This window comes from Micromonospora sp. NPDC023966 (assembly GCF_040639095.1).
GTDB lineage: Bacteria > Actinomycetota > Actinomycetes > Mycobacteriales > Micromonosporaceae > Micromonospora.
Map to the genome: position 1 here is coordinate 155,190 of NZ_JBEZZJ010000007.1, position 14,992 is coordinate 170,181.

Consider the following 14,992-nt stretch of genomic DNA (forward strand, 5'->3'; position numbering starts at 1 on the left):
CTATACTCAACCGCGACTGAGGAGGTCCGGATTGGCCAAGACTCCGCGTGAGGGCGCCGTCGCCACGAGGCTGGCGGCCGACGCACTGCGCGCCGCGCTCATGAACGGCGATCTCGCGCCCGGACAGCGGCTGGTGGAGGCAGAACTCGCCGAGTCGTTCAACGTCAGCCGGGCCAGTCTCCGCGCGGCCCTGTTCGACCTGACCGCCGAGGGACTGGTCGAGCGCATCCCGAACCGGGGCGCCCGCGTGCGGGTCGTCTCCGTGGCCGAGGCGGTGGCGATCACCGAGTGCCGCATGGTCCTCGAGGGCCTGTGTGCCGCCAAGGCGGCGGAGCGGGTCACCGACGAGCAGATCGCCGTACTGACCGATCTCGGCGACCGGATGCAGCGTGCGGTGGCGGACGGCGATCCGATGAAGTACTCGGCGCTCAACCGGGAACTCCACCGCCTCGTACGCGAGTACGCGGCGCAGCCGGCGGCCTCGGGGCTGCTCGACCGGCTCAACGGTCAGCTGGTTCGACACCAGTTCCGGCTCGCGCTGCGCGCCGGTCGCCCGCAGGTCTCCCTCCGGGAGCACCTCGCGATCATCGACGCGATCGCACGCCGCGAACCCGCCGACGCGGAGGTCGCCGCGCGGACGCACCTGGCCAGCGTCATCGCGGCGCTGCAGCAGGCCGACGCCGAGTAGAGCCGGGCGGGCCACCATTCGCCTGGCCGTCGTCGGCGGGCTATCGCCCGCCGTTGTCGCGCAGGTCGATGAGCAGGTCACGTGCTGCCGCACTAATCCGCGAGGGAACCCCCAGCTCCTCGAGCTGCTCGGTGGCAGCGGTCATCTCGTCCGCGCGCCGGCGGGCGTGCTGGTGGGTCCCGTCGACCAGCCTGTCGATGGTGCGCTGGTCGAAGCCGGCCAGCTCGGTGCTGATGTTGTCGCGCAGCCAGTCCGCGCAGCCTGCTGCCTCCGCGGCGGCCAGCGCTTCCACCACCGCCGCGGCCAGCCCCTTGTAGAAGACGCTGCGGAGCAGCTTGCGGGAGATGGCCGCGCCCGCAGCCCCCGGCTGGATCGCCACCTGCGCGCCGAAGCCGGACAGGATGGCCGCGTACCGGTCGGCGGCGCCGCCGGACACCAGCATGGGAGTACGCAGCCCCTTGCCGGGTACCGGCGCCATCAGCGCGACGTCGACGACCGGGATGGGCGCCCCGGCCGCCTCCGCCAGCGCCGCCTTGAGACCCGGCGAAGCGGTGTTGAGGTCTGCCCAGATCGTCCCCGGCCGCACCGAAGGCAACGCGTTGAGCAGCGCCTCCATCGCGTCGTGAGAGCTGTTGACACTGAGCACAAGATCGGCGTCGCGCACCGCGTCGGCCTCGTTGACCCGGGGGTCGACGCCGTCGGCCGGCGTCACCTTTGGATCGTAGCCCCGGACGTCGGCGCCGGCGGCCACCAGATCGCGGGCGATCTCCGAGCCGGCCTCCCCCAGCCCGAGGATGGCGATGCGGACGGCCGTGCCGGCCTCGGGGTGAGCAGCTTCGTGCAGCGGGGGCATGCTGTCTCCATATGGTCGATGAACACAGGGATCACGGGTGGGGAGACTCAGGCGCGGGGGAAGGCGGTGCCGTCGAAGAGCTTGCGGGCGGTGCGTACGACGCCTGAGCGGACGACCCGCGGTGGGGAGGCCGCGGCGTCGACTGTCACGTCCACCAGCAGGTGGCCGGTCGGGTGCTCCACGTCGACCTGCGAGCGGTCGGCCGGCCAGTCCGCGGTGAGCTCGTGGCCGACCGCGCCCGGCAACAGCATGCCGGTGACCACGCTGACCGCGGCCAGTACGCCGATCGAGGTGTGCGGCTGTACGGGGATGAACGACCGGGTGCAGACCTGGCCGCCGTCGCGTGCGGCGGCGACCAGCGCCGTCTTCGGTACGGAGGATCGGCTCACGTTCCCGAGCCCCATGAGGGCACCGGCTTTGATACGGAGGGCGTCGATGCGCTCGAGCAGCGCGGCGTCGGCAGCCAACTGCTCGTGCGTCTCATGGCCGGTCAGGCCGAACGACTCGGCCAGCGCCACGACTACCGGCATGCCGTTGTCGACGCAGGTCACGTCGACGCCGTCGATCGAGTCCCGGACGTTGCCGGTCGGCAGCAGGCTGCCCGTCGCTGACCCTGCCGTGTCGGTGAAGGCGAGAACGATCGGCGCCGCGGTGGCCGGAACACCGGCGATCGCAACGTCGCCACGGTACTCGGGGCGCCCACCCGGGGTCGGGAAGGTGGCCACCGCGATGCTGTCGGAGTTGACCATCCGGATCCGCACGCTGGTCTCGTGCGGTCCGGCCGGAACCAGGCCGCGCTCGACGGCGAAGGGCCCTACGCCGGCCAGAATGTTGCCGCAGTTCTGCCGGTCGCTGACCGTCGCGGTGTCGACGCCGAGTTGGAGGAACAGGTAGTCGACGTCCGCGTCCGGGTGCGCCGACCTGCTCACGACGGCGACCTTGCTCGTGAGCGAGGTGCTGCCGCCGAGGCCGTCGATCTGGCGCGGATCGGGGGTGCCCATCAGCCGTAGCAGCAGGTCGTCGCGCGCGGCCGGGTCGGCCGGCAGGTCAGCGGCCTCGAAGTACAGACCACGGGATGTGCCGCCGCGCAGCATGGTGCAGCGCACTCCGGTGTCGTCGTAGTTCACCGCTCGCCCTGGACGTACTCGTCGTAGGAGACGTACTCGATGCCGAAGTCCTTGAGCTTGTCGCGTAGCCCGTAGCGGTCCAGGCCCAGCTGGCCCTGCTCGAAGGCGGCGCGGCTGGCGGCCTCCTTGTCCACGCGGGCCTGGGCGGCGGCCAGCGCCCGGGGCACGTCGGTCCTGGGTACGACCATGACGCCGTCGTCGTCGGCGACGATCACGTCGCCGGGGTGCACGGTCTGTCCTCCGAGGACGATCGGTACGTTCACCGAGCCGGCCGTCGCCTTGACCGAGCCCTGCGCGCTGACCGCCCGCGACCACGCCGGGAAGCCCATCTCCCGCAGCTCCGCGACGTCGCGCACACCGCTGGCGAGCACCACTCCACGGACGCCGCGCTTGGCAAGCGCGGTGGCGAACAACTCACCGAACAGTCCGTCCGTCGAAAGCGAGTTGGTCGCGACCACCAGAACGTCACCGGGACGGCACTGCTCCACCGCGACGTGGATCATCAGGTTGTCGCCGGGCCAGCACAGGGCGGTGACGGCGGTGCCACCGATGCGCGCGCCCGGCCACGCGGGCCGGAACTCGGGGCCCAGGTAACCGACGCGGCCGAGCGCCTCGTGCACGGTGGCGACACCGTACCCGCCGAGATGCTCCGCGTCGCCGACGTCGGCGCGTGGTGGATCGGTGACGACAACAGTCCTCATGCGAGGGTCTCCTTCTCCAGTAGCAACATCAGGCGCTCGTCTCGCTCAGGGCGGCGATCACGCTGCTCAGGTGGGTCCAGGCCGCCGCCTCCGCAGCCTCCGGATCGCGCGCCGTGATCGCCTCCACGACGGCCGTGAGGCCGGCCAGTGAGACCTGCGGCCGCCCGGGCCGCAGCGACAGCCGGAACTGGTGGCGGACGATCTGCGCCTGGAGGCGCTCGATGAGTGCGGCCGCCGTGCGCTGGCGCGCGGCCTGACGAATCAGCTGGTGCAACTCCTGGATGAGCGCTGAATACCGCATCAGTTCACCCGCCTGCACGGCCTCCCGCATCCGCCCGACACTGGCGCACAGTTCGGCTACCTCGGCGTCCGTGGCGTACTGAGCGGCCTTCGCCGCGATCAGGCCCTCAAGCGCCATACGGCACTCGGTGATCGCCACCGCCTCTGCGGTCGAGACCGCCCGCACGCGGGCGCCGCGATTGGGGATCCGCTCGACCAGCCCTTCGGCCACCAGGGCGTCCAGGGCGAGCCGGACGGCGTTGCGGGAGGCACCGAGCAGGCTCACCAGGTCAGCCTCGATCAGCCGCTGGCCCGGGACGAACTCGCCGCTTGCGATCGCTTCGCGCAACCACGCCTGGGCGGCCTGCTGGCCGGCGGCCTCGCCGCTGATGGTCCTCTCCACGGCCCTCCCCCAGCAGATCTTGCGCCGACGCTAAGCGATCGGCAACAGGATTGTCAACATTCCTGTTGGAAAACTGCAACCCGCTGTGCTAGCACCAACGTCGCCCAGCGCGGCCTGGACCGGGCGTCAAAGGTGTGCGATCGGGAGGCATGGTCTTCGCCGAATTCCCCAGCCAGTAGCGCAGCACGTTGCCGCCCTCAATGTGGCAGCGTCAGCCGGTCAGCCGGTCAGCCGGCCAGCATCCCAAACGGGTCGTCGCCCTCGCCGAGGAGGAGCGGCACCTTCGCCGATGCCCTGGGTGAACGCCTGGGTGCCAGCGGCCACGGCGAGGGCGTAGGCGCGGACCAGCCAAGCGCGGTGCGCGGCGAGGTCGCGGCGGCGGATGGCAGTGAACCCGAGCACGATGCTGGCTGCCATCGCCGAACCCACGACGAGCCGGACGGTCCAGAGGAGGTAACCACCGGGTGCGTCGGGGCAGAACAAGGTCATCCACAGCCCGGAACCGGCGACCACCAGACCGGCTCCGATGAGCACGCGGCCGGCACGGCGGTGCCAGGCAGGATGCCCTCCGCGCAGCCGGGCGGGGAACTGGAACGCGCCGCCAACGACGTACACCGCGGCGGCGACCACGTGCAGTACGAGAGGCGTGGGTGAGGCGTCGATCCGTGGGTTCGTGGGCAACAGTTCCGGGCCGCCGGCGACCGCGAGCACCCACAGCGACCCGGCAATCAGCGGGATGGTGGTGAAAGCGACCAGTCCGAGCGGAATCCGCCAGGTCGATCCGTCCCGGGCAGTGTCCTGGGTCATTCCGCACCCGCCGTCGTGACCCGCGGGCTGTGGACCGCGGCGGGCTGCGTGGTGATGTTCCTGCGGGCCGTGCTCACAGCGAGTAGCCGAGGCCGATCATGGCGATGCCGTTGGGGAAGGCCAGCAGCCGGAAGGCGTCGGGCATCACCGAGAGCACGACGGTGACGACTCCACCGATTGCGAGAAGTGCGCTCGCCCAGCGGGCGAGGACCCGTGCCCGGTACAGGGCGGTGCCGAAGATGAGGCCGCCGGTCAGGTAGGTGAGGCCCTGGACCTGGATCGCGGTGCCCAGCGCCCCGATGTCGCCGGTGGGGTGCCGCCGGTGGCCGCGGCGATGACGTCCTTGACGCAGGAGGGATCCGTCCCAGCGATGGCTCGCAGGACGAACGCGGCGACGAAGGAGGTGCTCATGATGAGGAGGTAGCCGGTGGCGAGCAGCAGGTAGCCGATGAGTCCGAGGAGCCCGCTCCGGCGGGTCTGGCTCAGGTACATGCCGTGCCGAGGAGCGCGCAGACCCGGCTACCGCACCGACACGATCGGACGGTATGCCGACGGCCAGTTTTACGCGGCGGTGCACGGCGTCCGCCGCGATGACGATCACGAGCCTGACATGGGCCGGGAACGCAACCGGTGGTATGCCTACCTACATCTCTTCGACGCTAACGGGCGTCACCGCAGATCCGAGATTTCGCTGATCGGCATCGCCCGCCGACACCGCCGCGCTCACGCTGTGAAAGCGGTGTGGGGTGGGCGGACGCCGCAGACCGCACATGGGCGCACGACCACCACGGCCGGCACGATCCTGATCGGCGGGTCCACCGGTCCTCCGGCCGGCAGACGGATGAGGTCGACCACCCCTGCCAGGCGGATTTCGGGCAGGGATTGCCGCCACGCGTTGTGCGCACGATGCCGATACTGCGGCAGGGCACCTACTTCACGTACTGATGGCTGCGGCATCGGCGGCGGGCGAAGAGGTTAGCCGGTCAGCGGCGATTCGCCTCGAGTGCCAGCAGGCCTTGCGCCTGCACGACGGAGACCGACAGGGTCTTGTAGCCGACATCGTCGAAGAGCACGGTCATCCGGTCTTTCTCGTATCCGAGGACCATGCCTGATCCCCATTTAGCGTGCCGCACGGTGCTGTGCAGTGGGTACGGCCCGTTGTCGGGGAGCGTCTCGGAGCTGCCGCCGTGGCAGTTGTCGCAGTGCCCGCAAGGGTGGCTCACCTGCTCACCGAAGTAGCCCAGCAGCGACTGCATCCGGCAGCCCCGGCTCTCGGCGAAGCGCCGCATCATATCGGTGCGGGAACGCTGCCCGGCCTGATAGCGGGCGTACTCCGCCAGCGCCTCCCGAGCCGCCTGATCCGGTAGAGGCGCATACGGATCGGCCCTGAGCTCGCCCCTGGAGCCCGTCGCCACCGCACCGGCCTGCTCGAGCAGGCTGATGTGGCTGGCGATCTTGCGCGGGCTCAGGCCGGTGGCCTTCGCCAGCGCCGTGCGCGTCACCGGGCCGGTGTGCAGGGCGGCGGCGACCGCGCGCAGCTCTTGCAGGTCGGGCGCACCGCCGGTGAAGAAGCGTTGCAGGGCGACGTCCTCGGCGCGGTAGAGCAGCAACGCCCGGGCCGGCTCACCGTCGCGCCCTGCCCGCCCGATCTCCTGCAGGTAGCTGTCCGGTGAGCCAGGCAGCGCCACATGTGCCACCCAGCGGATGTTCTGCTTGTCGATGCCCATGCCGAACGCCGACGTGGCGACCATGATCGGTACCCGGTCGGCGAGGAAGTCCTCGTGGCGGCGCTGACGCACCCCGGCGGCCATGCCCCCGTGGTAGGCCTGCGCGGGATAACCCGCATCGGACAGCCGTTGCGCGAGTTCCTCGGCGCCACGGCGGGTCGGCACATACACGATGCCGGGTGGGTCGGCCTGCTTGAGCAGGGTGAGCAGTTTGCGCCAGCGGTAGTCCTCGCTGGGGCAGTGCATCGCCGCCACAAAAAGATTCGGGCGGTCCAGTCCGGAGAGCACCAGCCGCGGCTTGCGCATGCCGAGCCGCGCGATGATGGCGTCCTGCACCGGCGGCGATGCCGTGGCGGTCAGCGCCACGATAGGCGGGCGGCCGAGGTCACGGATGAGGTGGCCGATCGTCAGGTAGTCGGGGCGGAAATCGTGCCCCCACGACGAGATGCAGTGTGCCTCGTCTACCGCCACCAACGCCGGGCGCAGCGCGCGGACCTCGGCCAGCCGCTGCGGCGAACTGAGCTGCTCCGGCGTGATGAACAGGAACTTCGCGGCACCCGAGCGCAGCTCGGCCAGCGCCGCCTCCTGCTTGCTCGGGCTCTCCGCGGAGCTGATCCGCACCGCCCGCAGCGCCGGATCGCCCCGCTCGTTGAGGTTGGCGATTTGGTCCTGCTGCAATGCCAGCAGCGGTGAGATCACCACCGTCGGGCCGGGCAGCAGCGTGGCGGGAACCTGATACACAGCAGACTTCCCGCCCCCGGTGGGCAGCACGACCAGCGCGTCGCGGCCGGCCAGTAGCGTGCGCATCGCGCGCATCTGGGTGGGGCGCAGCTTCTGCCAGCCGAAGCGCCTACGGGCGGCGCGGCGTAGCCGCACGGAGCGAAGAAGAAAGATCATCACCGGGCATGCTAACCAACCACACACACGGACCTGGGTCATCCCAGGGTCCGTTGTACGTCTCGTCCTCGGCGAGCGTGCCACCTCGCCTGCGTTTGGCGAGGGCATGCGGGCCGCCAGCGGCGAACCGGGTGGCAGCTGCCCATCGCGAGGCGGCACGATAGTCGCTGTGACCGCCTCTGCCCGTCCGCCGCTGGCTGTGCTGGAGGCGGTGCTGGAGCGGTTGACCTATGTCAACGAGGAGACCGGCTACACCGTCGCCCGTGTGGCTACCGACCGGAGCACGATCTGCTGACGGTGGTGGGTGCGCTGTTGGGCGCGCAGCCCGGGGAGAGCTTGCGCCTGTCCGGGCGGTGGTCGTCACATCCGAAGTACGGCCGCCAGTTCGAGGTCGACTCCTACACCACGGTGTTGCCGGCGACGATCCAGGGCATCCAGCGTTATCTCGGCTCGGGTCTGGTCAAGGGCATCGGCCCGGTCTTCGCCGAACGCATTGTGGCTCACTTCGGCTTGGACACGTTGCGGGTGATCGAGGATGAGCCTGCTCGGCTGGTGGAGGTGCCCGGGCTGGGGCCGAAGCGCACGGCGAAGATCACCGCGGCGTGGGAGGAGCAGAAGGCCATCAAGGAGGTGATGGTCTTCCTGCAAGGCGTCGGGGTGTCGACGTCGCTTGCGGTGCGGATCTTCAAGCAGTACGGCGACGCGTCCATCGACGTGGTCATGAAGGAGCCGTATCGGCTGGCCGCGGACGTGTGGGGCGTCGGGTTCAAGACCGCCGACAACCATCGCTCAGGCCGTCGGTATCCCCCACGACAGTGCCCAGCGGGTCATGGCCGGCCTGCAGTACACCCTGTCCGAGGCCACGGACAACGGCCACTGCTATCTGCCGGCTGAGCAGCTCGTCGTCGACGCCGCGAAGGTCCTCGACGTGCCCGGCGACCTCGTGGCCCGTTGCCTCGACGACCTCGCCGCCGACGAGGGCGTCGTCCGCGAGGTCCTACCGGGCTCCGACGGGGAGCCGGTGCAGGCGGTGTACCTGGTGCCGTTCCACCGCGCCGAGCAGTCCCTCGCCGGCTCTCTGTTGCGCCTGCTCAACGACAAGCCCGACCGCCTGCCCCACTTCACGAACGTCGACTGGGGCAAGGCCCTGGCCTGGTTGAAGGCGCGCACCGGCGCCGACCTGGCCCCGGAGCAGGAACCGGCCGTCCGCCTGGCGCTGACGTCGAAGGTGGCGGTGCTGACGGGCGGGCCGGGCTGCGGCAAGAGCTTCACGGTCCGCTCGATCGTTGAGCTCGCCGCCGCCAAGAAGGCCAAGGTCACCCTCGTCGCCCCGACCGGCCGCGCCGCCAAACGCCTGTCCGAGCTCACCGGCCACCCCGCCGCCACCGTGCACCGCCTGCTGCAACTACGTCCCGGCGGGGACGCCTCCTACGACCGGGACAACCCTCTGGACGTGGACCTGCTCGTCGTCGACGAGGCCTCCATGCTCGACCTGATCCTGGCCAACAAGCTCGTCAAAGCCGTCCCACCCGGCGCGCACCTGCTCCTGGTCGGCGACGTCGATCAACTCCCCTCCGTCGGTGCCGGGGAGGTCCTGCGCGACCTGCTCGCCGCCGCAGCTGTGCCGCGGGTGCGGCTGACGCAGATCTTCCGCCAGGCCGCCCAGTCCGGCGTCGTCACCAACGCCCACCGCATCAACGCCGGCCGCCCGCCCCTGCTTCAAGGCCTGTCGGACTTCTACCTGTTCGCCTGCGACGACACCGACGCCACCGCCGCCCTCACCGTCGACGTCGCCTGCGCCCGCATCCCGGCGCGCTTCGGCCTCGATCCGCGCCGGGACGTGCAGGTCCTCACCCCCATGCACCGCGGCCCCGCCGGAGCCGGAGCCCTCAACACGCTGCTGCAGCAGCATCTGACCCCGCACCGCGAAGGGCAGCCGGAGCGGCGGATGGGCGGGCGGGTGTTCCGCATCGGCGACAAGGTCAGCCAGATCCGCAACAACTACGACAAGGGCCAAGCCGGCGTCTTCAACGGCACCCTCGGCATCGTCACCGCCCTCTCCACCGAGGAGCAGACCCTCACGGTGCGCACCGACGAGGACGAGAGGATCGACTACGACTTCGACGAACTCGACGAACTCGCCCACGCCTACGCCATGACCATCCACCGCTCCCAAGGCTCCGAATACCCCGCCGTCGTCATCCCCCTCACCACCAGCGCCTGGATGATGCTGCAACGCAACCTGCTCTACACCGCCGTCACCCGCGCCAAACAACTCGTCGTCCTCGTCGGCTCCCGCCGAGCCCTCGCCGCCGCCGTCCGCACCGTCAGCGCCGGCCGCCGCCACACCGCCCTCGACCACCGACTTACCTGACACCAGCCAGTCGAACGCTTGTACTATGCAGTGGTGGAGGAAGTGGCGGGGCGCTGGTGGAACGCCGTCTGGGGGCGCCTGGGCCGCCGTGACGTGTGGCTGACCCGCGACGTCCGGTGGAAGGTAGTCGCCCGCTCCGGCGGCAGCGAGACGGGCCGGGTGCTGCGGTGGGAGTTCGACACCGAACCCGAGGCCGTCGCCATGGTCCAACGTCTCCTCGCCGCCGACGCCGGCGGCCACTGGCGCAAGCAAGGCGGCGACACCGCATCTCCCCCGCCCCACTGACGGCACAAGGCCCCACCGGCGCCGACACTGTCCGGGACCTCGGTCCTCGTCAACGAGCAACAGCGAGGCTGCCCGTTGAACGGCTGTAGGTCCGGCGGGCGGTCAAAGCCCGCGGCCACTTCCCGAATGAGCAGGCGGCGCTAAAGTGCCTGTATCTCGTGACCCGGTCCCTGGACCCGACCGGAACCGGCAGGACCCGATGGACGATGCGCTGGAAACCCGCGTTGAACGCCTTCGCCATCACCTTCAGCGACCGCTTCCCGGCCGCTGAGACCTACTAGAAGACCGCCGGAAACACCGTTAGCGAGATAGTCCCGGTCGCTGGTCTCAGCCTGGGGCTCGGCGTCGAGGTCGGCGAGGGCTTTGCTCAGGGCGCGTAGCAGGGTGCGGATGCCGTCGGCGTCGCCGAGGGCGTGGCGGGCGTGCATGGCGCGGGTGTAGAGGGCTTCGTTGTAGTTGTCCAGGCCGATGGCTTTGTCGAGCAGGTCGGATGCGGCCTGCGGGTCGCTGTGGATGAGGTCGTCGGCGAGCAGGAGGTGGGCTTCGGTTCCCCAGCGGCGTACGGCTTCGCGGTGCGGTTGAAGCCATTCGTAGTCTTGGCGGTCTGCCAGTGGCGCGGTGTAGAGGTCGCAGGCGGCGGTGAGCAGGTCGCGGGGGCGCCGGCCGGTGGCGATGGTTGCGGTCCGCAGGAGGTCGCGAAGTGTCCAGACGTCGACGTCGACGTCGACGGTGGCCGGGTCGAGTCGGTAGCGTCCAGCAGACTTGATGACGTAGGCCTTCTTTGTGTCTGCGGTGCCGGCGCGGCCGAGGACGTGCCGCAGGTCGCTCACCTACCAGCCGGGAACGCAAACGGTGCGCGCTTCAGTGGATCTCAGCGGGCGCGGTGGGGTTGTGGTTCGTGTCCGAGGGGCGACGGCATCAGGACATCCATGGTCGTCATCAAGGTGATCTGCAACTGGCGCCCCGGTAGCGAGAGCCAACCGACTGGCGATGTCGTTGGATTTCGGTTCGTGTGCCAGGATCGACACAGTCCGTTTCCCAACACGGGCTACGCCTTGCTATGGGCCGCGGAACGTGCCTGTCCGCCCACCACCCTCGTGAGCTTGATGTAGTCGATGACGATCGACCCTGATTTCACGGCCTCAAAGCGGACCGGATGCTGCCCGGCGTCCGCGAAGGTGAGCCGCCCCAGGTTCACCGGGACGTACTGGTTGGCCGTCGAGCTGTTCTGGTCGACCGCCGCCCCTCTCGCGGCGCCGTCCACGTATGCCTGGACCGTCGCCCTCCCGGACGTGTTCGTCTTGTACTGGTACAAGACGTCGTAGGTGCCCGCGACGGGAACATCGACCAGGAACTGGATCCACTCCCCGGCGGGCACCGAGCTGGTCTGCAGGTACGTCCTCCCGTTCGTCGAGGAGGTTGACAGGGTGATGCTGGGGACGCTCCTCACGACGAAGCCGAGCTGCGACTCTCCCTCGATCACCAAGTCAGGTGTGACGACGATCCGGTACTCCACTCGCGTCGTGCCGTCTTCCGCCGTGACGACCAGGGTGTCCCCGGTGTCGAGCGACGCGTCCGCGCTTTTCGGCCTGCCGTCGGGATCGGCGACCGTATACGTCTGGGCGGTGCCGTCCGTCGACTCGATCTGCGTGGTCAGGTCGGCCACCGTGGATCCCAGTACCGTCGTGACGACCCTCGACTGGGTGTCCAAGCCCGTCACGTTCTCGTGCCCGCTCCGCTTGAGCTGGATGGCGATGTTGTGCGGGTCCTTCACGATCGGCGGATAGGCTTGGGCGTCCGGCACCGTCACGTTGGTGAGGTCTTGGAGGGGGGTCAGTTCTTCCCCCCAGGTGCCGTCGTAGAAGGCGGAGTCACGCAGGGTGATGTTGCTGGCGTTTTTCAGTTGGATGACGCTGGGGTTGTTCGTTCCCCTCACGATCGTCAGACCGTCGAGCTCCGCGTTCTTGACGTCGTCGAGCACGAACGCGTAGCGGTCGTCGTTGCTCTCGAAGTTCGTCGTCACGTTCTTGAAGCTCAACCCCTGCACGTGCCTCGCCCAGAACCCGTAGGAGGGCTGCACCCCGAAGTCAGCGACGTTGTACTTGCCCACGCCCAGCTCCGGAGGGCTGATCTGCGAGTCCTCGTAGCTGTTGCCGCCTTTGACCAGCAGGTTCACATTCTCGAACGTGACGTTCTCGACGTAGCCGATGGTGCGACCGTCCGGGAGGGTCGGTCCGCCCTCGCCGACCTTATAGCCGGCGATGATCGGCGTCGCCTTGTTCTGGTTGGTGTAGGGGACCCACCGCTTCGAGGGGTCGCTGTATTGGCTGCCCCCGTAGACCTCTTCGATGTTGACGTCCTTGATGTGAACGTTGCGGACATGGCCGATGTTGACGTTGGTGCTGAGCAACTCGTCCCGCTGCACACCGTTTTCCATGAACTTCGTTCGCTGCGCCTGCCCGCCGATCACCCGGCCACGGTTGGAGATCGAGATGAAGAACGGTGCCCGTGTGCGTCGCATCTGCGCCTGGTGGTGGACCGGCCCGGTCTTACCCGAGTTCAGGTAGATGTTCTCGACGGTCGCGCCGTCGTTCGTGGAGATGGAGAAACCGGCCTTGTTGCCGGCCAGCACATAAATGTTGTCGACGTAGGCGTTTCTGATGTCGTCGGCTGTCTCGCTTCCGATCTGGAAGAGGTTGCAGTTCGTGTCGCCGATGACGTTCCGGACGTAGAAGTCGGTCGCCGGCCTGGTGAACCCTAAGGAGGAGTCGCTACCGGGCTTGACGATGTCGTCGGACGTCCCCTTGGCGTAGATGTTCTTGACGGTGACGTAGCTGCTCTGCATGAAGTCGAAGACGTCCCGGGCCTGGCCGCCCTTGCCCTTGTCGTAGTAGAAGTCGTGCGTGTTGATCTGGTCCGTGCCGGTGGCCAGAAGTGCGAAGTGTCCGGCGTTGTCGACCTTCAGCATGTTGCTGATGTCTGTCTGCTTCGACTCGGTTATGCCGTCCTTGGCCAGGCTCTTGATGTAGTACGGCTGGTCGGTCGTGGGTGAGTCGGTCTCCTCGTACCAGAGGTCCAAGCCGTTGTTGAGCCCGCCGAACTCGACGTTGGTGCTGAGCTTCAGCGTCACCATCTTGTCGGCCCTGAGATCCGGGGCATTGTCCATGACCTTGTCGGTGGTCACGATGTTGCCGTTGCCCGTAATCCGGCCGTTCCCGATGATCTTGACGTTGTCCACCCTCTCACCGAAGAACATGCTGTTCCGGAAGTAGGTGTGGCCGACATCCTGCTTGGTCGTGTAGTTCTCGGGATCCTCGTAGGGCCCCGGGTCGGTCGGCGACGTACCCGAGCGATAGGCCTTGTCGGAGAAGTACAGGGCCTCAGGCGCGTCGGCGCCCTTGATCGCGGAGATGGTCGCGTCCTTGCCGACGTACAGGTAGACGTTGCTGAGCAGATGCACGGTCCGGACGTTGAACGTGCCGTTTTCGAACAGCAACGTCCCGCCGCCGATTTCGTGGAGGTAGCGGATCGCCCGATTGATCGCTTCCGTGTCGTCGGCGAGCCCGTCGCCCTTGGCCCCCATCAGCTTGGCGTTCAGCTTGCCGGTGTAGAACGATGCGACGTTCGACTCGCCGTTGGTCCGACCGCCTCTGACGTCCAGCTTGAAGTTGTACTCGGTGTCCGGTGTCAGGTCCTCGACCTCGACCTCGCCGGTGCGGGAGTCGACCGTGGCCTTGCTCTGCGTCCAGGTTGCGCCCCGGTCCGTCGACTGCAGCAACCTGACGGACGCCGCGTGCTGGGGCGTCGTCCACCGGAATCGCGCCTTCGTGTATGTGTCCGGGGTTTCCCGGTAGGTCAGGCTCTTGTCCAGCACCCTGTGAAGGTCGCTGACGGTCTTGACGACCTGGAGGATGGCCGCGGCTGCCGGGCTCGTCAGTTCCTCGGGCTCCGAGGTGGTGTAGGAGGCTTCGAACGAGTAGCTGCCTTGCTTGACCGAGACGTGCGTGAACCGGATCTGCAGATCGACACCGTTCGACGGCCTGAGGTCGAGCCCGTGGAACGTGATGATCTGACCGCCGTCTTGAAGGCCCTCGATCGTGGCCGTCCCAACCCTCTGGAACCGGTAGCCCGCTCCGACCCTGCCGACCGACTGCGTCGCGAGCCCGGACAGTTTGACCTCTCCCCGACCGATGACGTTGACGGTCGTGTTGTCCATCGTGGCGCGGATTCCCCGTGGCACCTTCACGCGCACGTCGCTGGCGGGACTTCTCATACCGGCTGTGAAGTTCACGACCACGTCGGAAGTGGCATTCGCCGTGATCTCTTTTTGTTGCAGCTCGAGCCGGCCGCGTACGGCGCCCTTGACGATGTCGATTGTGTAGTGGTGTGTCTTGTGTCCTGCGGTCACGGTGAGGACGTCGCCCGGCACGACGCGGTCCGTGGGCCGCTTCTGAGCACCCTGCGAGTCCTCGACCGTGTAGGTCTGGGTGGACCCGTCCTTGGCGGTGATCTCCTTGAGCAGCTGGTCCACCGACTTGACCTCGAGCGTGGTGCGTCCCTGCCCCTCGGGGGTGTCCACCGTGTAAATAAACGTGCCACCGGAAGCCAGGGTGATCGTGTTGCTCGAGATGTCAAGGATGTGGATGCCCTCTGCCGAGGGGACGATGGACACGGAATCTGGGGCAGTGGCGCGGCTGACCGGTGCGGGCACCGCGTCAGGCACCTGCCCGTCTGCGGCAAAGGCGGGTGGGGCGATGGACAGCACCAGCGCTGTCAGAGCGCTTCCCAGGAATGTCGTGCGGCTGGCGTTCGTCACGTTTCGACCTCCACCTTCGATCTGCCCGGCAGCGT

The 14,992-nt window shown here is 68.5% G+C and carries 10 protein-coding genes and 3 pseudogenes; 4 read left to right on the top strand and 9 right to left on the bottom strand.

Going from position 1 to position 14,992, the window contains the following annotated elements:
* Positions 1–31 precede the first annotated feature (31 nt).
* Positions 32–688, top strand: coding sequence for a GntR family transcriptional regulator (locus AB0F68_RS13330; RefSeq protein ID WP_357336352.1), 657 nt, complete (start codon positions 32–34; stop codon positions 686–688).
* A 40-nt stretch (positions 689–728) separates the two neighbouring features.
* On the opposite strand, the gene AB0F68_RS13335 is transcribed toward AB0F68_RS13330, so the two are convergent.
* The 7 genes from AB0F68_RS13335 to AB0F68_RS13365 all read right to left on the bottom strand — a co-directional run bounded on the left by AB0F68_RS13335 (position 729) and on the right by AB0F68_RS13365 (position 7,482).
* Positions 729–1,541: a DUF1932 domain-containing protein gene (locus tag AB0F68_RS13335; RefSeq protein WP_357336354.1), complete on the bottom strand. Its 813-nt coding sequence runs from the start codon at positions 1,539–1,541 to the stop codon at positions 729–731.
* Positions 1,542–1,588: 47 nt separating this feature from the next.
* A complete protein-coding gene (locus tag AB0F68_RS13340; RefSeq protein WP_357336356.1) occupies positions 1,589–2,668 on the bottom strand; it encodes a 4-oxalomesaconate tautomerase in 1,080 nt (359 codons plus the stop codon).
* On the bottom strand, positions 2,665–3,369 hold the full coding sequence (locus AB0F68_RS13345) for a 4-carboxy-4-hydroxy-2-oxoadipate aldolase/oxaloacetate decarboxylase (protein WP_357336358.1): 705 nt from the start codon (positions 3,367–3,369) through the stop codon (positions 2,665–2,667). Before AB0F68_RS13345 ends, AB0F68_RS13340 begins: the two co-directional genes overlap by 4 nt.
* 28 nt (positions 3,370–3,397) lie before the next feature.
* Positions 3,398–4,051: a GntR family transcriptional regulator gene (locus tag AB0F68_RS13350; RefSeq protein WP_357336360.1), complete on the bottom strand. Its 654-nt coding sequence runs from the start codon at positions 4,049–4,051 to the stop codon at positions 3,398–3,400.
* A 219-nt stretch (positions 4,052–4,270) separates the two neighbouring features.
* The gene (locus AB0F68_RS13355) at positions 4,271–4,858 is read right to left on the bottom strand and encodes a DUF2306 domain-containing protein (RefSeq protein WP_357336362.1); all 588 of its coding nucleotides are present in this window, start codon (positions 4,856–4,858) and stop codon (positions 4,271–4,273) included.
* Between the two features lie 73 nt (positions 4,859–4,931).
* On the bottom strand, positions 4,932–5,459 hold the full coding sequence (locus AB0F68_RS13360; RefSeq protein ID WP_357336364.1) for a hypothetical protein: 528 nt from the start codon (positions 5,457–5,459) through the stop codon (positions 4,932–4,934).
* A gap of 382 nt (positions 5,460–5,841) precedes the next feature.
* A complete protein-coding gene (locus tag AB0F68_RS13365) occupies positions 5,842–7,482 on the bottom strand; it encodes a RecQ family ATP-dependent DNA helicase (protein WP_357336371.1) in 1,641 nt (546 codons plus the stop codon).
* A gap of 160 nt (positions 7,483–7,642) precedes the next feature.
* Between AB0F68_RS13365 and AB0F68_RS13370 the strand changes: the two are divergent.
* From AB0F68_RS13370 to AB0F68_RS13380, 3 genes and pseudogenes are all read left to right on the top strand, one after another.
* Positions 7,643–9,856: pseudogene (locus AB0F68_RS13370) on the top strand (ATP-dependent RecD-like DNA helicase).
* Between the two features lie 33 nt (positions 9,857–9,889).
* Positions 9,890–10,141 (top strand): hypothetical protein, encoded by a 252-nt coding sequence (locus tag AB0F68_RS13375; protein WP_357336373.1) that lies wholly within the window; start codon positions 9,890–9,892, stop codon positions 10,139–10,141.
* A 92-nt stretch (positions 10,142–10,233) separates the two neighbouring features.
* Positions 10,234–10,422: pseudogene (locus AB0F68_RS13380) on the top strand (IS256 family transposase); the annotation flags it as partial.
* Positions 10,423–10,473: 51 nt separating this feature from the next.
* Here AB0F68_RS13380 and AB0F68_RS13385 read toward each other — a convergent pair.
* Together AB0F68_RS13385 and AB0F68_RS13390 are read right to left on the bottom strand one after the other, a co-directional pair.
* Positions 10,474–10,971, bottom strand: a pseudogene (locus AB0F68_RS13385) (bacterial transcriptional activator domain-containing protein); the annotation flags it as partial.
* Between the two features lie 218 nt (positions 10,972–11,189).
* Positions 11,190–14,957, bottom strand: coding sequence for a carbohydrate-binding domain-containing protein (locus tag AB0F68_RS13390; protein WP_357336375.1), 3,768 nt, complete (start codon positions 14,955–14,957; stop codon positions 11,190–11,192).
* Positions 14,958–14,992: the final 35 nt, after the last annotated feature.